The organism is Dictyobacter halimunensis (assembly GCF_036245075.1).
The window spans coordinates 144,451-166,739 of record NZ_BSRI01000001.1 but is presented as its reverse complement, the minus strand read 5'-3'; the positions used below and the strand labels follow the sequence as shown (position 1 = coordinate 166,739).

Below are 22,289 nucleotides of genomic sequence, written 5' to 3'. Positions count from 1 at the left end.
AGGTGTTTCTCAACCAGCATTCGTTCAATTGTGATGAGCCACTCGACTAACGCTCTTTTGTTTTATGAGCCGGGACATTCGCTGCTTATCTTGGCAAAGCTTGACCGATCCTGCTGTCTCTTTGGCATGTAAAGTGAAGTGCAACTGTAGTACGATGCCCGGTATCCTGTCATCGGCATGGATGAAGGAGCCAAGGTCTTACAATCCCAAGCCTTTGAACTGTTGCCGATGAAGCCCAAGCAACCCATGTGTGAGGATTACCTGTATGATCAGCAGGGAATGCCTCAATCTTCTTGGCGGTGGAACCCTTAGCGGGTCGGAGGGTCATAGCGGTGAGGAAACGCGGGACCAAAGAGGATTGGGCCCTGTTTCTGCATGAGGTGATCGAGCGGTACTATCCAACGGCGGAGAAAGTGATCCTGGTCATGGATAATCTCAATACCTATTCTCCCAGTTCCTTCTAGGAGGTGTTTGCTCCTGAGGAGGCGTGGAGATTGGCCCAACGGTTAGAGATCCATTATACGCCGATCTATGGCATCTGGCTCAATATGACGGAGATTGAACTGTCGGCACTCGCTCGGCAATCCTTGTGTGGGCGCATTGCGACGTTCCAGGAGGTACAACGGCGCGTCGCTGAGTGGCAAGAGGACTATGATCATCAGCAGACGCGCATTGATTGGCATTTTACGACGGACGATGCCCGTATCAAGCTCAAGCATCTTTATCCGCAAAGGTTGACAAAGCACTATTATGTCGCGAGAGGCGCGAAAACAACGAGGGAGTTGTAGATGTAGCCACTCTGTCCGTCGGGTCCGGGATGTTCAGAGTTGAGGTAATCATAGGTAAGAGTGGCGGTAATTGGTTGTCCCTGAACACTATGTAGTGACCGCATCTGTGTCAGGGTATTTTTGCCCTCGAACTCGCTATAGAAGCGCGCCAGATCCTGCTGCGGAGTAAAGGTAACGTAGAGAGAATTGTCGCCCGCCCAGGGAACATCGAAGAGTAGAGCGGTTGTGGCCAACACATTTTTAGGTTGATCAGGAGGAGTAAAGGCGAACGGCATGGCGTATCCAATGCCCTTGAAGTCGCTGGTACTGACAAAACTAAAGTCAGCCTCATGTACAACCGGCACAGGAGGAATAGTCGGATCGGGAGAATAGAGCGAGCGGGCCGGGATAACGAAATTGTAGCTGCTCGCCTCCTGAGCAGTGACAGGCGCAGCACTAAGAACACCCTCATCGAAATAAGGTAGGGACCAGGTGATGTCATAATCGGTGAGGTTGTACAGCTTGATGCTATGATAGGAAGAGTGCGCAAGCAGCTCGATAATAATCGGAATAGCAGCCAGAAGAGCGATACCGGCGAAAGCGGCCACGCCTGCCGTCATACTGACCGCCACATCTTCGACCACTACCGCGTCTACTGCCGCATCTTCAGCAGCAGCAGCAGCAGCATCAGCGGTGACCTCAGCAGTCACTTCTCCCGCCTCGGTCAGCGCAGTAAAGCAGGAGCGTATACCATTTAAGAAGCCTTGCAAAAGAGGCCTGACCAGGCCCGCCCAGGCAATACTGGCGAGCTGACTGATAGGAACAATCTCCGCAACCCCTAAAGGAACCTCCACGTACCATAATGGATCTGTTGAGTAGGAGAGTGTGCCAGTGAGCGATCCCACAACATTATAGCTTTTTCCTTGAAAGGTAAACTGGTGTGGCGGTTGCTGGCCGTGCAAGACTTGCTGCGCGGGCAGTGTCGAGAGCTGCATACGCAGAGGACTGTTTGGCTGCTGCGCACTGAAGATAGGATTACCCTGATTATCTGTGCTGGCTGTCCAGACAGCAGCGCCACCAGCGTTGACCCAGGCGACAAAGCGCTTAAGGGCATATTGCTTCTGAAAGAACGTGGCGGTATTAGAGCCCCCGGACAAGGCCTGCATCAACATGACATGTGTACGGTCGGTCAGCGGCAATCCTTGCCTGGCTGAACCGAGTACACACGGAATCGTCATTGTCATGATTCTGTATTCATCCTTTGCGAGCTAGCGGTATCAAGAGAAGACGACGAGCGAGTTATAGGTATAGGCGTTTTGCCCACTGGGAGTAGGATGCTGGCCAGTGAGATAATCAAAGGTGATCGTAAGTGTCACACCGCTATTCTGCACCTGCATCTGGGTTTTCTGGTAGCGGGGTTGATCGAAGAGATCAGACAGGTCAGCTGGAGGAGAGAACGTCACGTTAAGCTGGTTTGGCGTGTTGAGCGGCACCTCAAAGACGACCGCAGACGTAGCGACAACGGCATCTTTATTTTTAGGATTGGTCAGCGTGAATTTCATAGCATATTCCAGGCCATGAAATTCGCTGGCACTGGCAAAACTGAAGTCAGCCTCGTGTACAACGAGCACAGGAGGGATTATATCAGGATCGGGCGAAAACCAGGACTGCGCGGGAATAACCGTGTTAAAATCACTGGAGTCCCTAGATTTCACTGGAGCCGCATTCATGGCCCCCTCATCAATAGTCGGGGGCGCCCAGTTGATATCGTAGTCGGTGAGGTTATAGACCTTGAAAGTATGGTAGGAAGGGTGAGACAAAATTTCAATAATAAAAGGAATCGCCGCCAGGACAAGCATGCATGAGAAAGCGGCGGCCCCGGCCCCCATGCTCACCGTAGCGTCCTCGGCAACAGCTTCGCTATCGACGGCGGCCGCCTCACCGCTCTCCTCTGCATCTCCAGCGATATCTGCTAGATCAGCGGCTTTGGGTGCACCTGAGAAGCATGATTTAACGCCGCGCCAGAAGCCCTGAAGGAGTGGTTTGACAAAAGCAGGCCAGGCAATCTTTGCTAATGCACTCATCGGAACCAACTCGATTACGCCCACAGGCACATCAACATACCAGAGTGGTTGTTGATCATAGCTAAGTGTACCTGTAATCGAGCCCACCACATTATAGTTCTTGCCGTCCCAGTTAAACTGAGATGGTTGATCCTTGCCACTGATCACATTTTTGTTCTGATTGGGACGAAGCACCATACTGATTGCATTTGGCGTCGCCAGGACCTGCTCCAGCTTGAGCCCCTTCAAATTTTTTGGCTGCTGACGTCCCGCCTTATTATTGGCGGGAGCGGCACCCAGTTGAGCCGCCCAGATCACAGGATTACCATCCTTGTCATTTTCCATTACCCAGGCACTATCGCCCTCGGAGTTCAGCCAGTTTATGAAATTGCCAACCGTAAACTGATTATTGAAATAGGCCGCTGTATGTTCGCCACCTTGAGCAGCCGTCATGATACCCTGCTTGACAGTATCAGTCAGGTAATTACCGCCAGTTGAGGTGCCAAGTGCACAGGAGATATCCTGAGTCGCCGTTTTCATGCTATTCTACTCCTTTTGTGTTACATCTTTTCTCACGGCTCATATACCAGATGGTATAGAGTCCGAATTACATGTGAACGATAACTGTAATGACCGCTTGATCGCCACTATTGTTGATATTGATGCTCAGAGCATCGGGATTCGTATTATCGTTAGCATAGTAATTGTTACCGCTCTCGACGATAGTAACCTTACCAATATTCGACGCGTTAAGGGTAAAGGACGATGGTTCGAGGAAGCATCCACCACTTGCTTTCGCCTCAATGTACTGCCGCCCGCTGGCGGGAAGTATCTGGTTTGACTGTAAGACAACATCGTTGAAGAGCGAAAGATTTGACCCCTCCTGCCCACCGTCGTACATACATTGTGTATCCTCGACAAATAATTGCAGCGGGGTCGGCAGCTCATTTTTGACCGTCATGAAAGCTCCATAGCCCATAGTGCGTACTCCTTTGCCATGAAAATGTGTGAATGAGCGAAAAAATTGCGTGCATCTCACACGTAAAAGCACACAATTTTTGTAGTTGCCTACGTTGTAGCATCATTAAAAGTATAAAGAAGGGAACAAATTTTGAGTTTTTATCGTGTAAATAATCGTATATATGTAGATTTACGTTTGCCTTGTGGCCGCCACTCTGGTATACGCAATATGCTATATAATGTTTTTTAGTAGTTGAAAGGAGGATATGCATGAACAAAGAATGTAATGTAATGAGGGCTATGCACCCTTTCAGCTATAGGCATAGAAAGCAGTTACACACTTAATCTAGCGCGCATAGTTCTTATAGTTATAAAGAGCGCTTTAGCTAATTTAATGTTTGCCTGAGTGTATGTTTAGATCTGGTGACAGTGATGGGAGCGGGTGTGCTGATGAAGCAGGAGCATACATGGCTATCAGGGCCCCTGGATCTGCAGATGTGGAGGCGGGAGGTGAAAGAAGCGCAGGTGCATGGGAGAGTGATGTTGTCGCCGCTGGTGGTGACGAATGGAGGACGGCCTGCGAGCCTGCATATTGAGGTGTCAGCCACAAAGTAGGAGGGATTGGTCTGGTAGGATGGATGTAGAGAGAGCGGGTGTGAAGGGCGTGTGCGCGTGAACAGGGGAGAGGAGGGAGATGCTGGCGCACGGCGCGGCGGGAGCTTGTCGAAGAGATGACTCCGGCAAGCATGTGGTTGAGATCGGATAACGATTGCGTCAGGCGAACTCGAAGGCGAGGAGGAGACGGCGCGAGGGAACGTCGGGTCAGGCCAGGAGCGCACCTGTCCATGCGCGATCAGTTTCTGCCGCGTTGCACGTGCGGGTGCGTTGGGCAACGTGCTGATCTGGTCCGCGTGTTTGAGTGCACCGGTTGCTTTGAGCGATCGTCAGGCGTTGGCTTACTCACTTTTCTGGCTTTTCACTGACAGGCTCCCGTTTCTGTTGTCGTGCAGGCGGTAATTGTCAGGATGGTTTCATCTTGAATGATGTGCTGGACCTCAAAAACTGAAGCATGAGTCGAGAAAAGTCCTCGTAGAAAACATCTTGAAGGACCACAGCAGTCCTTCCATTTGTATCTACGACTATGGGTTGGAGACTCAGCACGAAAAGTGGCGAAGACCCTAAAGTATTGTACCCCCTTCTTGAGGGTTCAAGCGGAACAACATAGTTTGTGGTAATCAATGTTTCAATACCAAACGGAAGCGAGTAGAAGCGTTCCACCGACGTATCGCCTAAGACCTGGCAATGGGCAAGGTAAACCAGAAGATGGAACCTTTCCCGGGAGTACTCTCTAGCCCGACCTCACCCTGGTGGCGCTTGATAAACTGCTTGCAAAGGTAGAAGTCTAATCCGATACTCAGATCAAACTCATGTCCTTTGATATGATAGAAACGTTCCCACACCCTTTTTTGCTCTTGTGAAGGAATACCCCATCCTTCATCATGCACCGAAACACGAGCCACAGCATCTTCTATCGCTAACTGAACGGTCACGGGTTGATCGTCAGGGGAATAGGTAAGTGCATTCACGAGATAGACAGTGACGACCTTTTTAATACGATCTACATCAGCAATAATAGGCACGGGCTCCATGGTGGGCATGATATTCAGGAGAATCGTACGCTCAGGTACCTGCTGCTGTTGCTCTCTCACAGCTTCCTGGACAAGTTTGACCACATTGCACCGTTTCATATGTAATGTGAACGTGTTCATCTGGAGATCGGCGTCATCAATCATCGCATCGATCATGCGCTTCTGTACACGGGCACCCAGCGCAGCGCTCTCTAAAGGATGGTGAATCTGTTCGACTTGCTGGCTCAAGGTTTCAGCTCGCTGGTTCAAGGCTTCAGCTCGCTGGTTCAAGATTTCAGCTTGCTGGTTCAAAACCTCAGCTCGCTGGTTCAAAACCTCAGCTCGCTGGTTTAAAGCCTCAGCTTGCTGGTTTAAAGCCTCAGCTTGCTGGCTCAAGGTTTCAGCCTGCTTGCTCAAGGTTTCAGCTCCCTTACTCAAGGTTTCAGCTCCCTTGCTCAAGGTTTCAGCTCCCTTACTCAAAGCCTCAGCTTGCTGCTTCGAGGTTTCAGCTCGCTTGCTCAAAGCCTCAGCTTGCTGGCTCAAGGTTTCAGCTTGCTGGTTCAAAGCCTCGGCTTGCTTGCTCAGGGCTTCAGCTTGCTGGTTCAAAGCTTCAGCTCGCTGGTTCAAAGCTTCAGCTTGTTTGCTCAAGGTTTCAGCTTGCTTACTCAAAGCCTCAGCTTGCTTGCTCAGGGCTTCAGCTTGCTGGTTCAAAGCTTCAGCTTGCTTGCTCAAAGCGTTCGCCTGCTGGTTCAACGTTTCGGGCTGCCCTACCACTTGTTGTTGCAAGGTCTGTAAACGGCGCTGGGCTAATTGAATGTTTCCCATCACGACAGTCAACGGTGTTCTCAGCTCATGACTGACAAGACTCAGGAAATCATTAATGAGATGCTCCGTCTCTTGCAAAATCTGTTCTCTGTTCTGCATTTCCTTCAATCTGTTCGCCATGAAATAACTTGCAAGCACAAAGGCAGTCTGCTCTGCAATGGCTCTCACTAACGTGATCTCTGCTGGCGTGTACTCCTTGTCCCGACCAACCTTGGTTATGGCAAGGCCTCCAGCCAATTGCCCTTTCAGCAATATCGGGGTCAACAACCAGTGCTTGGAGCTCGCATCCAGTACCTCTACAAATGGGGGACGTGTGCGTTCAGGAGCGATAATCACCTCTTTATCCGCAGTGAGACGCCGAATTGACGCCTCATCAAAAAGATCGGTGAGCGTGAAGCGTCCGTTACGCTCCCGGCAACGCTGCTCTTGCTCAGTCGAGAAGCCACTTATTGTCACATAATGCAGGCGTCCTGTTGAAGGTGTAAGGGAGAAGAGGATCACTTGCTCTCCTCCTAACTTCTGGCGAATGAGATCAGCAAGATACTGTCCAACAAAATTGATCGATGATGACAAAAGCAGTATTCCTTCATCCAAAGAGGTATCTATGAATTCCGGAATGCGTGCAATGGCATGAATCAATACCAGCAGCGATTCACTGCCCTGTTGGAGAACAACGTTCTGTATATGCCTTCTCTGAGAGCGCTGCTTGTTTCTTTTTGGTCGGTACTGAAGAGCCTGGTCCTGATCCATATTCATCTCGTTGTTCCTTTAGAAAGTGATCACCTATGCCACGAGTACAACATGTAGGGCACTCCACAGAAAACGGTTCTACCGTTGAGGTTCTACAAGAAATGAGCGCAATACGAGCTTGACAACGTGTTAGCGCCGGGTGTATACTGAGCCGGTGAAAATTGACCGACCCCCAAGAAGGGCGGTATTCTGAGGAAAATCCAAAACACCCTCAGGAGATCCACCCATGCTTAGGAGTCAGACAGTGTTAACCATACATGATCTTTTTCATCAAGGCAAATCTGTGCAGGAAATTGCGCAGGAGTTGAAGATTTCACGCACCACCGTGCGCAAATATCTCAAGCATCCAGAAGCGGTATTGTCCTCATCGCGTCCACCGCGGCCTTCCAAGCTTGCTCCTTTTCACGAGCAGATCACGCGATGGGTCACTCAAGACCACTGCACCAATTGTGAGGTCATTTTTGTGCGATTACAGAAGATGGGTTACACCGGTGGCATCAGTATTCTCAAGGAGTTTGTCCATCCTCTTCGGCCAGCGGTGGCTGGGCATGCCCCCGTACAGCGTTACGAGACGAAGCCAGGTGACCAGGTGCAATTTGATTGGGGCGAGTTTGTGTACGAGGAGGCCGGCGTGCTGCGCAAGTACTACGGTTTTGTCGCGATTCTGGGCTACTCGCGCATGCGGTTCGTGACGTTCGTCAAACGGTGCGATACGCCCACACTCATTCGTTGCTTGATGGACGCCTTTGAATACTTTGGCGGGCTCACCCGCGTCGCTCTGACCGATCGCATGAAAAGTGTCCTGCTCGAGATGGTGGAGAACCAACCGAAATGGAATCCACGTTTTGCTGATTTCATGGTCTCGATCGGCGTGAGTCCACGAGTGTGCAAACCCTACACGCCCCAGACGAAAGGCAAGGTGGAACGCTCGGTGAGCCATGTGAAAACGAGCTTGTGGGCGGGGATCACCTTCACTGACCTCGATGATCTCAACCGTCAGGCACGTGCCTGGTGTGAACGCATCAATACACGGGTGCATCGGACGACGCATGTGCGCCCGGTCGAGCGTCTGGCCGAAGAACCGTTGTTGCCGTTGCCTGCCGATTTTGCCTGGGAGCGCTTCGCGACCGAGGAACGCAAAGTGAGTTGGGATGGCTATGTGTCCTACGATGGCGTCCTCTACGGCCTCCCAGGCCCGCTGCATCTGGCGGGCAACGTGGTCCTGGTCCGGGAGCGCAAAGGGGTGCTCACCATCTGGTCAGAGGGGAAACGGATCTTTGAGATTGAGAAGCGACCGCGATCTCAGGAGAGCGTGCCGCATCCAGATCAGTGGACGACTGTCCCCTCCGTTTCAGCGCAACGGCGCACGCCGGCGCCAGTCGGCCATCTGCAGCCAGCACCTGATGTGGCGAACCGTTCGCTGCAGGAATATGATCAGTATGCTCGCATTGAACCCGTGCAGGAGGTCTTGGCATGAAGCAGAGTATCTACCACCAGTTGCATCTGACCTCTCTGGAGGTAGCCTTGCCTCAGTTGTTGCAGGAGGCGAGCACGCAGCAGTGGACCTACGAAACGTTGCTGCAACGAGCGCTGACCACCGAATTGGAGGGACGGGAACAGAAAGCGATCGCGCGGCGCCTCAAGGCAGCTCGTCTTCCCAGCGCCAAGACGCTCGAGGGGTTTGATTTCTCATTTCAGCCCTCGCTCTCCGAACGCCGGCTACGGGAACTGGCTGATCTGTCGTTCGTGCGCACGTGCACCAATATCGTGTTGCTGGGTCCTCCGGGGACGGGTAAAACCCATTTGAGCGTGGCCCTGGCCAACCGGGCGCTGACAGCTGGCCATTCCGTCCTGTTCACCACACTCTCCGAGTTGGCGCATGCGCTCTCCACGGCGTCGCATCCTGGCCTGGTGCGCAGCCGGTTGCGCCACTACATCACGCCCAGTGTGTTGGTGATTGATGAGGTGGGCTACACCACCTTGTCGCAAGAGCAAGCACGCTACTTCTTTGAATTGGTGACGGCGCGCTATGAACACGGCTCGATCATTTTGACCTCCAACACCAGTTTCGCAAGTTGGGGAACGTTACTGGGTGACGATGTATTGGCTACGGCGCTGCTCGATCGGCTCCTGCATCACGCTGAGGTGATTGCCATCAATGGACGCAGTTACCGCATGAAAGAACGGCAGATGGATCGCGCAGGCGTTCCGGCGCCTGCGGAGGCGACGCTCAGTGCCACAGGCGCACGAGCTGCCGGCGTTGGAGCATCGGCATGAGGTTCGTCGGCGCTCTGATCATCCAGTCTGGCGCTGCGTGTGGCCGGCGTTTGGTCGCCGGCGTTTAGGAAATGTGTTTTCTCGGGGCGGCCAGTTCCAAATCGGCTCGCGACTACGGCTCATGAAACTTTTTGGTGAAGCATTTTTTTTCGGAGCAGAGAGAAGCTCGCTCGTCCATACATGAGCCTTTTGTGCGTTTTGATTTTGTTCACAGCGCCTTCTACTGGACCTTGACTCCATTCATAGGTCAATCCTGCTCGTACTGCATCATAATCTCGGTCAATCCCATTGACAAAACTGACGAGTTCTTGAATCTTACTTTCACGGACTTCTTTCATCCATCCGTTCAACAGATCAGGCTTCAGCCCACGTACCATACGAAGAAATGATTGAAGGAAACGATAGAGTTGACCAACTTCTTGAGAACTCTCGAAAAGCTTCGTCAGGCCTTGTTTTTCTTCAGCGGTGAGATCGTCCTCTTTTTTAGCAAGGAGCCAGCGTAACTCTCTTGCCGAAAGCATTGAAGGCATTTTTTTTGTTTGAATGGATTGAGGAGGGTATTTCATGCCGGAAAGCCCCCGACGCAAGCGCGTCACCACATCTTTGACGATAGAGATCCCCCCTTGATATCCTTTTTCCTGTAATTCTTCGAAAAGCTGCTGTGCTGTGGGGGTCTCTTCATTCCAGCGTTGACAGAGATACTCATAATAAGGATCAAGCAAGCTGGGTTTTCGTGTGCGTGGAGCAATACGGACAGGGCCCTCTATTTGAAGATACTTCCGAACCGTTCCACGAGCCAGCCCGAGATCAACGGCAATCTCATGCCCACTTCTTCCCTGTTTGTGCATTTCTCGTACCTTTTCGACAATCTCTTGTTTTCTCTCGAATGTCGCTTGAGAACGACGTTCTTGCCTCCGTTGTTCATAGGTCGGTTTTTCCTTGCTCGCTGAGGTCAGCACTGGCGCAGAAGGTGCTGGAATGGACAATGATTGCCGTTTGAGGTAGCTTTCAACGGCATCTCCAAGATTTTTGCATACATGCCATCGATCCGCACACTGGATCGCTTGAGGAGCTCCCTGAGCGGCTCCATCGGCATATGCTCCACCGCGATCCCGGCTGACCACTTCGATTTCGGGATGCGACGCCAACCATGTTTTCACACTTTCTGCTTCCCGGTCAGGAAGAATATCGATGATCTCGTGTGAATCTAAATCGATCAGGACGGTACCATACCGGACACCACGCTTCCAGGCGAAATCATCAATTCCGACCCGTGTGATCTTGCCGACAGATGGGAAGGGGAGGAGGTGTAGAGAAAAGAGGACAGTCATTCTGGATACCTGAACTCCCATTTGTGCCCCTAAACGAGCACCACCATTCGCGTTGAAGGCGATCCCTATCGCCTGGACAAGTGTACGTAACCGAGTCGTCAACCGAGACGAGGGCTCAATCAATTCAGGAATGCGTTCGGTAAATACTTTGCGTTGACAGGAAGGATTGCGGCAAAAGAATTTTTTCACGGATAAAATGATCTTCACCACACGCCCAGTGCAAGGCAATTCCATCGGATGTCTCCGGTAATAGCTATGGATCGCCCGGGAAGACTGAGCACAGCCTGGGCAGAGGCACCAGATGCGCTTTGAGATGATGTGTATCGCCAGGTCGTTTTCTTCCTCGCGGATGGAAATGATTTCCAATCCATCAGGTAATGGGAGCAATGGAGTTGTTGGCATTCCTTTGCGACGTCTCCTCACACTTTATGAAAGAAGTGTAGCAGATTTCCATCACATTGCCAGGCATTCACCAAAAAGTTTCATGAGCCGCGACTACATCGGCATTGACAAACGAAGGAAGCAATACGATGATTCCCTTGAGAGAGCGTCTATATGAGAAAAAGCACAGAAATATTCAGAGGACAAGGAGCATACTTTGTCAAGTATACCCCTTCGGGCACCATAATGGAAGTTGGATCTTTCGCATCTTTCGTACTCAGCACTATGATGAAAAAGAGACCAGCGAGCGTAGAAAGCGGATTGGAGAGCTTCTCCCCTCATCGGCAAATGTATGCGGGGCGAAACAGCCTCAAGAGGCCTCCTGTGTGCGTTTCGCGCCTGCTATTTAAGTTGCTGAGCACGAAAGATGCGGAAGATCCGAAAACATGGAGGTACGGAACTTGGATGCCAGGACTTGTGTACGACAAGCACGTTGTTAACATCCCGCGCAGGATGTTAAATAGGATCAAATAACTCTTCGCACATCTACAAGAGCTTGTATCATGAACGATCATGGGCTACGATAGGGACTGAAAGCATGCTTACGCACACAGTTAGAGTAGAGCATAAGACAAAAAGGTTGTGTTGGTGAGAAGATCATGCACAATGAGCGTTCTTTCTCTCAGAGGTTTCCTCTTGCTCGGTGGCTTCCAGATTGGCATAGCCCCCTTTACGGCTATGCCCTGATTGTTCCACTCGTACTCTTACTCGTGTTCACCGCCTATATGGTATGGTGGCAACACGTCCCTATTACTACAACACACCTTTATATGTTGATCTTGCTGATTGTGACCATCACTGCAACTACCTGGGGTGTTGGTCCCTCCCTGTGTTTACTCCTCATGGGAGTAGGGGGCATTATTGATCTATTCATTCAGCCGTTGTTGCTAGGCAGGCTATTTCCTCAAGCAGCGCGGGAGACATTTGACACTGGTGATGCATGGTCAATATCCTGGCTTGTTTGGACAGGGGCAGCAATCATTCTTATTGTGCATCAGCGTGAACAGGCTCGTATCTATGCACAGCAACAAGAAAGGCTCAGCCGCGCTGCCCAGCATCACCTTGAAGAATTTATTAGCATTATTTGTCACGAGTTGAAAACCCCATTGGCTGGTACACTGGGAAATATCCAATTTGCGCGGAGAAAAATGCGGAAATATCTGCTCCCCCTTTCCGAACAGGCTCACATTCATCGAACCGTCATGTCTCTTATGAAGATACTTCACTATGCTGAGCAGTCGGTTACGCTAGAGACTCGCCTCGTTGATGATCTCTTGGATGCGTCACGGATTCAAAGGAAGACCTTCCAGATACAACGAAGAGAGTGTAACCTTGTCGATTGTATTGATCGAGCAATTATGCGCTTCGAAGGGATCTGCGCCAGAGAACGCATTGTCTGGAATTGTCCCACACATCCTGTTTTGGTGTGTGGTGATCCTGATCGCCTGGAGCAGGTCGCCTCCAACTATCTCTCAAACGCCTTCAAGTATGGGAGAGAATCAGCACCTGTCATTGTTACCCTCATCGTTGATCAACATACTGCACGTGTGGCGGTACATAATGAGGGGCCGGGTCTTTCTACGGAAGAGCAACGATGTGTGTGGGAGCGTTTTTATCGTGGGCAGGCGAGCAAAGAAGGAATCAATGATGAGATACCCCATGTTGGATTGGGCATTGGCCTTTCACTTTGTTGGGCAATTGTTGAGCGACACGGGGGGCAGGTAGGAGTCGAGAGCGTTCCTGGTGAAGGGGCCTCGTTCTGGTTTTCCCTGCCCTATGGATATTCATGCGGTGACGACTCCCCAGAAACGATGTCTCAACCACTCCACAGTCCAACGTAAAGAGAGCGTGTGAAACATGCATAGATAACGTTTTGAGATACTGTCCTGTACCTGGTAAAAGGGCTCTCCCGTAGAGATAGTGCTCAACAATATGCCAGTCCGGACGTCACATGGTCTGGCATCTCTCCGGAACTCGTTTGAACATGCTGAAAGGCGTCTTTGCGCTGGTACTACCGCTCATTGCTCGTCCGCTTTGGTCTTTTGCCCAACGAGTTGAATTGCTGAGCACTATTTGTGCGGAAGAGCCACAAAAACGCGTCAAGGTCAAGTATGTTTTGTTTCTCTCTCATGCGGAGATCTTTTTCTCTTCACGCTGCTAGCTTGCTGCCAGCTCGTTGCGTATCTCGTGGGGAGATCCACTCTCAGCGGCGCGTTTTTGGCATGCTTTTGATGAATTGCGCCATTATTTTCGCCCATGCCACATCATGGGCGAAACACAGTCTCTTCTGGAGCAACGACGGTTGTTCTGTGAAAAACTTGCTCCTCTACAACTTTGGATGTGGATGGCTTCCTAACTCAACGGATATGAGGACTGTACTCTTGGCTTTCATGCCCTCAGTTCTGACAGAACCGGAACTCATGGCTAGAGATGAAAGAAGGAGCTTCACATGAGCGAACAGACCATGGCACAATGGATCATCAACGCCTTTACACTGTTGCCCGATGATTCGAAGGAGGCCGCTTCGAAAGCAAAGAATAGCTATGGGAGTGTCGTGATTGGCGTACCTCTCAGGCGTGGCAGGTAGCTATTGCTGGAGGCGGTTTTAGCATCATTCCCAATGGCCCATATCGCAACCGGCGTTGCTGAAACGCTTTACCTGTTCATAAAATGGCCTGGTGTGCTTGGGGCATCGGTGGTTGGAGTAGGTCTTTGGAATCATTCCCATTTTCCATGTTATAAGATATGCCATACTTTATGCAAATATAGCGTGTATTTCTAGTTACGCAAGATAAACAACAAATTTGCATTAAAAAAACCTCTTTACTAGCGTCTTATATAGTGGTACCTTCACACAGCTTTCTGTAATACATGTTCTGGTTGCCAATCAGGGGTTTATGCTTTTTCTCCGGGAGTGTTTCTTTTGAAAATAAAATTCATGTGAGTGATGTGATTGGAGTGCAAATTTTTTTAGAAAAAAATATGACATATTGATTAGAAAGGAGGAAAAAGGTATCAACTAATAAAAATACTGTAGATGCCTGAGGAAAGTATTGACTGAAGGGGTGATTGATCCGTTATTTTGTCTTCATAAGCGACCTCTTATATTGAAGGATCGATATATGATTAGGACAGTACTCTTGCGGCTGTATACACGGACAGTTCAAGCACTTGATCAATCGGTTGGTTGGCATAGGATGCCACTCCTTCTCGGCCTTGTGATGCTGATCGCGATGCGTATCATCTTGAGGAAGCAGAATTTGTATGATACCTCTGGTATGAAGTCGGCAGATTCAAGCGAATCTTCATCAGGTAAAGATAGCACACGCTATCTGGTTGCACGCACGGCGGATGGAACCTATAACGATCTGGATATACCCACAATGGGCAGTGCCGGAACACGGTTCGGGAGGAACGTCTCACTTCAGAATGCGTACCCTGGTGTGGATAGTGTTATCCTCACTCCTAATCCTCGTATTGTTAGCCTCGAATTACTTGCTCGCGACACCTTTCAACCCGCAACAACACTTAATCTACTTGCGGCTGCGTGGATTCAGTTCATGATCCACGACTGGTTTAGCCATGGCAAAAACCAGAAAGAGAATCCATGGAAGGTGCCTTTGGCCGAGAATGATCCCTGGCCGGAACATCCTATGACGATCCTGCGCACGAAGAGCGATCCAACACGGGCGCAAGGGTCCGATGGTTTACCGCCCACCTATCTTAACACTGTGACTCACTGGTGGGATGGTTCTCAGATTTACGGAAGCGATGAAGCGACCCAGGCCCAGGTGCGATCAGGAAAGAATGGCAAACTGATACTGGGTGGTGATAACTTACTTCCTATTGATGCAGCCACTGGCATTGATATAACTGGCGTCAATGGCAACTGGTGGGTTGGCCTGGCTCTGTTGCACACACTCTTCACGCTAGAACACAATGCGATCTGTGACCGTCTGCTGGCAGAATATCCGTCCTGGTCTGACGACGACCTGTTCGATCATGCTCGACTCGTCAACGCGGCTCTTATGGCGAAGATCCATACCATCAATTGGACTCCTGCGATCCTCAGCCATCCTACTTTACAAGTTTCGATGAATGGGAACTGGTGGGGAATAGCGACGGAAAAAATATATAAACTCTTTGGGCGCATCAGTAAGAGCGAGGTCATCAGTGGAATTCCAGGTTCTCCTAAAGATCACTTTGGGGTGCCTTACGCTATGACGGAAGAGTTCGTTTCTGTCTATCGCATGCATCCACTCTTGCCTGACGAGATCAGTTTCCGTTCCGCAGTAAATGACGAGCTTATCCAGAAGCGAACCTTTGCAGAGGTTGTGGACAAACAGGCCCATGAGGTCTTAGAGCAGATCTGTATGACGGATGCTCTCTATTCGTTTGGTACCTCGCACCCTGGCGCGATCACGCTGCACAATTATCCCCGTTTCCTTCAACAGCGTACAGATCTGGATGGAACCATATTTGATCTGGCAACGGTAGAAATTGTGCGCGATCGAGAGCGTGGGGTGCCGCGTTACAATGATTTTCGCAAGCTCGTTCATCGTCCACCTGTCAAGAGTTTCGATGAACTGACTGACAACAAGGTATGGGCAGAGGAGCTTCAACGCATCTACGACAACGATATCGACAAAGTCGATCTCATGGTTGGCCTGTATGCAGAGAGGCCCCCGAACGGTTTTGGCTTCAGTGATACGGCCTTTCGTATCTTTATCCTCATGGCGTCGCGCCGCTTGAATAGTGACCGATTCTTCACAACTGATTATACTCCCACGGTTTACACCCAAACTGGCATGAATTGGATTGTCAATAATGATATGACGACCGTCTTGCTGAGGCATTGTCCTGGTCTGGCACCATTGCTCAAGGGTATAAAGAATGCCTTTGCACCCTGGCCGAGTGCGAAATTCTGACGACGACCAATACATATTGTTAAGCTTAGCTATTTTTCGGAAATGAAGGAGCGCGAAGTGAAACAACTTCATGTACACAATTGGTTCGGTAGCATTGATTCGTCTCCCTATGTGGTAGTGCAACCCGACAGCGTCGAGGATATCATCGAGATCATGCAAGATCACGAGAAGTACCCCAGTCCAGTTCGTGCTGTTGGTTCTAACCATTCTACAACACCCTGTGGAGTAGCTGAGGGTGGCACACTGGTCGATATGCGCAAAATGAATCGGATCATAGAGATCAGGCCCGATTCTGTGACTGCTGAGGCCGGAGCACTCTATATCGACGTGAACCAGGAGTTGCAAAAGCATAACTTGCAATTTAATGTGAATGTGGAACTAGGGAACCTGACGATTGGAAGCGCCTCCTGTGGTGGAACCAAGGATGCATCGCTGCCAGGTGAGTTTGGTCAGGTCTGTTCCTACGCTTCTGTCATTAAAATGGTAACGCCTTCAGGAGAACTCCTGGAGATCACAGAAGATCAGCCCGAACTTTTACATGTAGCCCGATCAAGTTATGGTCTGTTCGGAATCATTTATGAAGTGACATTCAAAGTACGGCCTTTGCAAGCTATGACTGTGTATCATAAGTCATACACCCTTGATGAGTTTGCCACGCAACTCCCCACACTCAGGACACAGGGGAACTCAATCATGCTGTATCTTAACCCGTTTCTGGATAGAGTTGTGGTTGAGTTCAGACGCTATCATGATACGAAAAAACCACAAAGCCTTACATCCTGGCAATGGAAAATACGAAACTATATCTGGAGCACTCTTTCGCCATTCTATGCCTATTGTGTCACAAAGTATGTTCCAGTTGTTCCCATCAGAGATTTCTTATTTGATCTGTTTAATCGGCTCATTTTCATCGTTTGTGTCCTGGTCATCAGAGGAAATAATACGCTTGCAATCGCCCAACAAATTAGATACCCCGCAGTGGCAACAAACAGCAAATACACATTTAGCATTTGGGCATTCCAGGAAGAGCATTATATCGATAACCTGCGTGCCTACTTCAAATTCTGTAAGGATTATTATCGATCGACAGGGTATCGCTCCAATATGATCAGTGTTGGCTATCGCATCAACCATGATGATAGTTCAATGTTCTCCTACTCGTTTCGAGGGACAGTCATGACCTTCGACCCGGTTTCTACTGGAAACCCGGGTTGGGAAGCATTTCTGACTGCCTATAATGAGCTGTGTAGTAGCCTCGGGGGTGTACCGTTGTTTAATCAAACTAACTTACTCACCTCTGAACAAGTAGCTCACGCATTTGGAGATCGCATCGCTACTTTCGAGAGCTATCGCAAGCGCTTTGATCCAGCAAACCGCCTGCTCAATGGCTACTTCAGCAACCTTTTCGCGGCAGAGAAAACCGTCTCGGATAGGACCTTATAAGCTTCTGTTGTGAATAAATATGGGGGAGCCAGGTGCTCTCCGGCAGCGCTAGACGCTGCCGGAGATGCAACAACCTCATAATGAATGTGCAGGATATGGTTGGTAATTCAACGGGAATAGAAGCAGAGAGGTGAACGATGGCGACAGCTGGGCAAACATTTGAGAATCCCGTGACGGGTGAGAGAATGGTGTTCAATAAAACAGCACACGAGACGGACGGGACGCTGTTAGATATTGAATTCTTTGTCAAACCCTCTTCTGAGAAAGGGCTAGCCGCCCATTTCCATCCACACTTCGCTGAACGAGCCGAGATCATCGCTGGCTCAGCCCATTATAAACTGGGTCAGACCGAACTGCAAGCAAAAGCAGGCGATGAGATTCTATTACCGAAAGACGTTTCGCATATCCATCCATGGAATATGGGCAATGATGTCTTACATTGGCGGAAGATTACGCAATTAGACAAACCCGATAGCCACATGCTCCTGGCTTCCGCAGCGTTTTTCGAGTCGTTGTACGCTTTAGCCCAACAGGGAAAGGTAGGAAAAAACGGTTTGCCCAAAAATCCACTGCAAACTGTTGTATTGTTGCAGGCGCTTCAGCCCTCAGCCTATGTTGCAGGACTCCCCATTTGGCTTCAACGACCATTGTTCGGAGTGTTGGCAGCCATTGGACAAGCACTAGGCTACAAATCTTCGTACACGGCGGTCAGTACGTCTAGTACACCAGATCGACTCTCTCGTTAGGTTAGCTCTGGTTTGTGAAGATAGTTCCTTTGTAACAATCGTACGCCTGGAATGATACACCCTAAAAAGGAGAAGAACTCATGTCGGCAGAGGAAAGCAAGGCACTTGCTCAGGGATACTTTGAGAGACTCATAAACGTTCATAACGTTGCTGTGGTAGACGAGTTGTTTGACTCCACTATTAGATTTCATGATCCCGCTATTCCTGGTGGAAGTGTTTGCGGCCTGGAAGCCGTCAAACTCTTCTTTCATACCTTCTTTGCCGCATTTCCCGATGTTCAATTTACTATCGAAGATCTGTTGGCCGAAGATGACAAGGTCTCGGCCCGCTTTACGTGGCGTGGGACTCAGAGGGGCACAATCCTGGGTATCGTTGCAACCCACAAGGTAGTGACCGTACCGGGAACAAACATCTTCCATATGGCGAACAACAAGATTGCGGAAGTGCGTGTCTGTATGGACACACTCCTGTTTGTAAAGCAACTCATTGAACTCCCTCAGTTCGGATAGGAGATTATTGAGGAGAAGGGGCGTCATGTCGCATCAGATAGCACTGACGATAATTACTGCGATTAAGACTAGCGAGATGGAAGATCTCAAGCAACTGCTTACAAGCATGGGTGATACTATTGCAAATAACGTGATCATCCCTTTTGGGAAGCTCTCCAAGACGCACTTTGCACGGTTCATGGTACTGGATGAATCGGTTGATTTGGATGGCTCGCGCATTGCACCGAGTCTGGTATTCATGATCGACTGTGATGCTCCACTTGATCGAAATCTGAAAGAGCTTGTGGATGTCGCGGGTGCGGGACTTGATAAGATTTATTGCCATTGTGAAGGTTATCCTTGTCATAGTGAAGTAACGCGCGGGAAGCGACTGGCGTACCTTCGCTCCAACATGGAGAAGACCAACTTATTCTACGTGAATACCATTGGCAGGACTGTACAACAAATCCGCCAGGAGGCACAGCTGAGAAAGGCTATCCAAGAATTTTTGGATCATTCTCAGCAAGACTGGGAGAAGCAGGATCCTGTGAAAGTTCGTGCTGCAATCCAGTCATTCGTGTTTAACGAGCCCGGGTTACACTGGGCCAGAAAATCCGCGACACCGCCGAGCTTTTTTTTCAGACTGAAGGAAATGCTGCATATGGTCGGAGTTCCGCTTGGCTTGTTGATCTTCTTCCCACTTGTTTTTCCGGCCTTTCTTCTATGGTTGGTGCTGCTCCGTATCCATGAGCTTACCGATCCTGTGCCATCTATCGAGCTTGACCCCACACGTATACAGGCACTGGAGGGCGATGAAGATTTTATTGTACAAAACCAGTTCGGCACTGTTGGCTACATCAAGCCCGGGTGGTTCTGGCGGTTCACTACTATAGCCACCTTTTGGCTTGCGAATTACGCCACTCGCCACATTTTTAACAAAGGAAATCTTGCTGGATTAAGGACTGTTCACTTCGGCCATTTGATAAGGATCAATAACAATCGGCGCGTGATCTTCACCAGCTACTACGATGGCAGTCTTGAAAGCTATATGGATGATTTTATCGACAAAGTTGCCTGGGTACTCAATACAGCCTTCGGTAATATCGTGGGATATCCCAGGACCAGATGGTTGATTTTGGATGGTGCGAGAGAAGAACAAGGCTTCAAAAACTATAATCGTGGACATCAAGTACGAACACAGGTCTGGTACTCAGCTTACGATAATCTTACAGCGGCCAACCTTGAGAATAATGCAAAGATCCGAGCGGGACTCTTTCGTGATATGAGTCTATTCGAAACTGAGGAGTGGTTCCGTCTCCTGTGAGGGCCGCATATACGGCGGATCTACGCCAACTCTTCTTCTTATAATGTGCATGCTAAAGATTACATCAAGGATTTTACTCATACAATGGGCTGCCAGGACTGAACTATCACGAGCGAGAGGAACTCTTATGGCTGATACACTCAACCTTGAAGATATCCAGGGAATTATCATACGAGGCTATGGTAATCTCACCGCTGCTTGTTACGTTTTGCTCGAAATTAGCGACTCTGACTCTGCCAAAAGCTGGCTAGCTTCGATAGCCAGCACGATTACAAATGGGCAAACCAGACCGGAAAATGATGCTCTTAATATCGCTTTTACTGCTTCCGGATTAAAAGAGCTTGGTCTAGAGCCAGAGGTATTGGCGATGTTCTCCAACGAGTTTATTGATGGTATGGCTATCCCACACCGCAGTCGCATCCTGGGTGATGTGGAAGAAAGCTCTCCGGAGCATTGGATCTGGGGAGGGCCTACCTCTCGTTCCATCGATATGGTGCTGATGCTCTTTGCCAGAAACGACCAGGAACTCTTAGATAAGTACAATATGTACTTGAAAACTTTCCCCGTCCATGGACTTGGGGAAGTAAAGAAACTGGATACTGTCAACCTTGGCTACGTGGAGCATTTCGGTTTCCATGATGGTATCTCGCAGCCTGTGATGACAGGATTGTCTGAGTCTGAGAGCCCCATGAATACGATACAAACGGGCGAATTTCTCTTAGGATATCCAAATGAATATGGTCTCTATACAGAGAGACCGTTGATGAAATCCATTGCTGACCCACGGGGTCTACTGCCCCATGATGCAGGTGGCTCTGGTAACAGAGACCTGGGTCGGAACGGCAGTTACCTCGTTTTTCGACAACTGAGCCAGGATGTTCGTGGCTTCTGGACGTTTCTCGATCAGGCTACAAAGAATCAAGATGGCACTAGTAACCCCACTGCTCGAACCAGGCTTGCATCAAAGATGATCGGGCGATGGCCCAGTGGTGCTCCACTCGTGCAAGCGCCCGACGAGGATGATATGAAACTGGCGGACTCCAATGACTTTGGCTATCAGCAGACCGATCCCTATGGTTACAACTGTCCTATAGGTGCTCATATTCGTCGTGTTAATCCTCGAGATTCTCTAGAGCCTCAACCGGGTACCGAGAAATCCATTGACGTAGGTAAGCGACACCGTATCCTGCGTCGTGGACGCGAATATGGCCAACAGATCGATCCCAGGGATCTGTTTGATGGGAATGCGTCAGTGAGAGAAGACCAGGATCGTGGACTCTATTTCATTTGCTTCTGTGCCAATATTGCCCGTCAATTCGAATTTATTCAGCATACCTGGGCCAATAATCCCCATTTCGATGGTCTTTATGAGGATGTTGATCCAATTCTCGGCGTCCATTCTCCTGATAGAGGGACGTTTACTATACAGGCGAAACCTGTAAGGAAGCGGATAGTCGGTCTCCCCAGATTTATATTTGTCCGAGGTGGTGCTTACTTTTTTATGCCTGGTATCAACGCCGTTCGTTACCTGGCAACCCTGGGCCGTTAGGAAGGTATTGACGCATTTTCTGGTTGACCAGAGAAAGCCGGGCAATAATGAGCTCAGGAGGCCTGTGATTTCACGTTTTCTTTAGGGGCTCGGGTTCATCTCCCTCTCTATCTGGCGACAGCAAGGGGTCTGGGACCAGGTGCTTGAAGCCTTGCGATGGCAGATGCGCACGCAACAGGGACGTGACCCGGAGCCGTCTGCGGCCGTGATTGATAGTCAATCGATCAAAATCAGCGCCGTGCGTGGCCCTGAGAAGGGTTACGATGCGGGGAAAAATCTGGGGACGCAAGCGTCACGCCCTCGTCAATAGTCAAGGCCATCTGATGGGCGTGAAAGTGATCGGAGCGCATCCGGCGGTGCAGGGCTAGTATGTGGCTTTCTCGCAACAGGTGATGCTGCCCAATGCCGCCTTCTTCGCCTACTTTATCACCTTTGGTGAGATCCTGGTGGGGCTGTGACTGCTCTTCGGCGTGCTGACAGGCATCGCATCGTTCTTTGGGCTCTTTATGAACGTGAGTTACCTGTTTGCCGGGACAGTGAGCATCAACCCGGTGCTGGGTGTGCTGACGATTTTCCTGGTGCTGGCCTGGCGGATCGCTGGCTACTACAGTGGAGACTGCTATCTACTGCCGCTGATCGGCACCCCCTGGACGGGCTCATTAGAGAAGAGGTATTGTGCGCAACTGCGCGTCGAGGGCTCATTGGCGAGCTAAAGAGGCAGGCCTACGAAGAGGGAGGAAGCATGAGAGCGCACAGGTACCAACGCCCC

Annotated in this window: 20 protein-coding genes; 15 read left to right on the top strand and 5 right to left on the bottom strand. The window is 50.0% G+C overall.

What is annotated here, in order from left to right; translation table 11 throughout:
• The first annotated feature begins 287 nt into the window (after window positions 1-287).
• Complete coding sequence (locus AABA21_RS00785) at window positions 288-464, top strand: hypothetical protein (RefSeq protein ID WP_338250979.1); 177 nt, start codon at window positions 288-290, stop codon at window positions 462-464.
• A gap of 30 nt (window positions 465-494) precedes the next feature.
• Window positions 495-788 carry a hypothetical protein gene (locus AABA21_RS00780; RefSeq protein ID WP_338246831.1) on the top strand — a complete coding sequence of 98 codons (294 nt, stop codon included), beginning with the start codon at window positions 495-497 and terminating at the stop codon, window positions 786-788.
• On the opposite strand, the gene AABA21_RS00775 is transcribed toward AABA21_RS00780, so the two are convergent.
• From AABA21_RS00775 to AABA21_RS00765, 3 genes are all read right to left on the bottom strand, one after another.
• On the bottom strand, window positions 749-2,011 hold the full coding sequence (locus AABA21_RS00775; protein WP_338246829.1) for a hypothetical protein: 1,263 nt from the start codon (window positions 2,009-2,011) through the stop codon (window positions 749-751). The genes AABA21_RS00780 and AABA21_RS00775 overlap by 40 nt on opposite strands.
• Window positions 2,012-2,044: 33 nt before the next feature.
• A complete protein-coding gene (locus tag AABA21_RS00770; protein ID WP_338246826.1) occupies window positions 2,045-3,370 on the bottom strand; it encodes a hypothetical protein in 1,326 nt (441 codons plus the stop codon).
• 67 nt (window positions 3,371-3,437) lie between these two features.
• A complete protein-coding gene (locus AABA21_RS00765) occupies window positions 3,438-3,809 on the bottom strand; it encodes a hypothetical protein (RefSeq protein ID WP_338246824.1) in 372 nt (123 codons plus the stop codon).
• 431 nt (window positions 3,810-4,240) lie between these two features.
• Here AABA21_RS00765 and AABA21_RS00760 point away from each other — a divergent pair, with 431 nt between their 5' ends.
• Window positions 4,241-4,405 (top strand): hypothetical protein, encoded by a 165-nt coding sequence (locus AABA21_RS00760; protein WP_338246822.1) that lies wholly within the window; start codon window positions 4,241-4,243, stop codon window positions 4,403-4,405.
• A 674-nt stretch (window positions 4,406-5,079) separates the two neighbouring features.
• Here AABA21_RS00760 and AABA21_RS00755 read toward each other — a convergent pair.
• The gene (locus tag AABA21_RS00755) at window positions 5,080-6,999 is read right to left on the bottom strand and encodes an ATP-binding protein (protein WP_338246820.1); all 1,920 of its coding nucleotides are present in this window, start codon (window positions 6,997-6,999) and stop codon (window positions 5,080-5,082) included.
• A 220-nt stretch (window positions 7,000-7,219) separates the two neighbouring features.
• Between AABA21_RS00755 and istA the strand changes: the two genes are divergently transcribed.
• Both istA and istB read left to right on the top strand, forming a co-directional pair.
• The gene (istA, locus tag AABA21_RS00750; protein WP_338246819.1) at window positions 7,220-8,470 is read left to right on the top strand and encodes an IS21 family transposase; all 1,251 of its coding nucleotides are present in this window, start codon (window positions 7,220-7,222) and stop codon (window positions 8,468-8,470) included.
• A complete protein-coding gene (gene istB, locus AABA21_RS00745; protein WP_338246817.1) occupies window positions 8,467-9,270 on the top strand; it encodes an IS21-like element helper ATPase IstB in 804 nt (267 codons plus the stop codon). Before istA ends, istB begins: the two co-directional genes overlap by 4 nt.
• A 119-nt stretch (window positions 9,271-9,389) precedes the next feature.
• On the opposite strand, the gene AABA21_RS00740 is transcribed toward istB, so the two are convergent.
• Entirely contained in the window at window positions 9,390-11,003 is a 1,614-nt protein-coding gene (locus AABA21_RS00740; RefSeq protein ID WP_338246816.1) for an ISL3 family transposase, read from the bottom strand.
• 638 nt (window positions 11,004-11,641) lie between these two features.
• Here AABA21_RS00740 and AABA21_RS00735 point away from each other — a divergent pair.
• From AABA21_RS00735 to AABA21_RS00690, 10 genes are all read left to right on the top strand, one after another.
• The gene (locus AABA21_RS00735) at window positions 11,642-12,883 is read left to right on the top strand and encodes a sensor histidine kinase (protein ID WP_338246814.1); all 1,242 of its coding nucleotides are present in this window, start codon (window positions 11,642-11,644) and stop codon (window positions 12,881-12,883) included.
• Between the two features lie 608 nt (window positions 12,884-13,491).
• On the top strand, window positions 13,492-13,629 hold the full coding sequence (locus AABA21_RS00730; protein WP_338246813.1) for a hypothetical protein: 138 nt from the start codon (window positions 13,492-13,494) through the stop codon (window positions 13,627-13,629).
• A 535-nt stretch (window positions 13,630-14,164) separates the two neighbouring features.
• Entirely contained in the window at window positions 14,165-15,970 is a 1,806-nt protein-coding gene (locus AABA21_RS00725) for a peroxidase family protein (RefSeq protein WP_338246811.1), read from the top strand.
• Between the two features lie 57 nt (window positions 15,971-16,027).
• Entirely contained in the window at window positions 16,028-17,413 is a 1,386-nt protein-coding gene (locus tag AABA21_RS00720; protein ID WP_338246809.1) for an FAD-binding protein, read from the top strand.
• Window positions 17,414-17,550: 137 nt separating this feature from the next.
• Window positions 17,551-18,159 carry a cupin domain-containing protein gene (locus AABA21_RS00715; protein ID WP_338246808.1) on the top strand — a complete coding sequence of 203 codons (609 nt, stop codon included), beginning with the start codon at window positions 17,551-17,553 and terminating at the stop codon, window positions 18,157-18,159.
• Window positions 18,160-18,239: 80 nt separating this feature from the next.
• A complete protein-coding gene (locus AABA21_RS00710) occupies window positions 18,240-18,668 on the top strand; it encodes an ester cyclase (protein ID WP_338246806.1) in 429 nt (142 codons plus the stop codon).
• A 25-nt stretch (window positions 18,669-18,693) separates the two neighbouring features.
• On the top strand, window positions 18,694-19,971 hold the full coding sequence (locus AABA21_RS00705) for a hypothetical protein (protein ID WP_338246804.1): 1,278 nt from the start codon (window positions 18,694-18,696) through the stop codon (window positions 19,969-19,971).
• Between the two features lie 127 nt (window positions 19,972-20,098).
• Window positions 20,099-21,520, top strand: coding sequence for a Dyp-type peroxidase (locus AABA21_RS00700; RefSeq protein ID WP_338246802.1), 1,422 nt, complete (start codon window positions 20,099-20,101; stop codon window positions 21,518-21,520).
• Between the two features lie 139 nt (window positions 21,521-21,659).
• Complete coding sequence (locus AABA21_RS00695) at window positions 21,660-21,830, top strand: hypothetical protein (protein ID WP_338246800.1); 171 nt, start codon at window positions 21,660-21,662, stop codon at window positions 21,828-21,830.
• 196 nt (window positions 21,831-22,026) lie between these two features.
• Window positions 22,027-22,233, top strand: a complete 207-nt coding sequence (locus AABA21_RS00690) for a hypothetical protein (RefSeq protein WP_338246798.1) — start codon at window positions 22,027-22,029, stop codon at window positions 22,231-22,233.
• The last annotated feature ends 56 nt before the right edge of the window (window positions 22,234-22,289 follow it).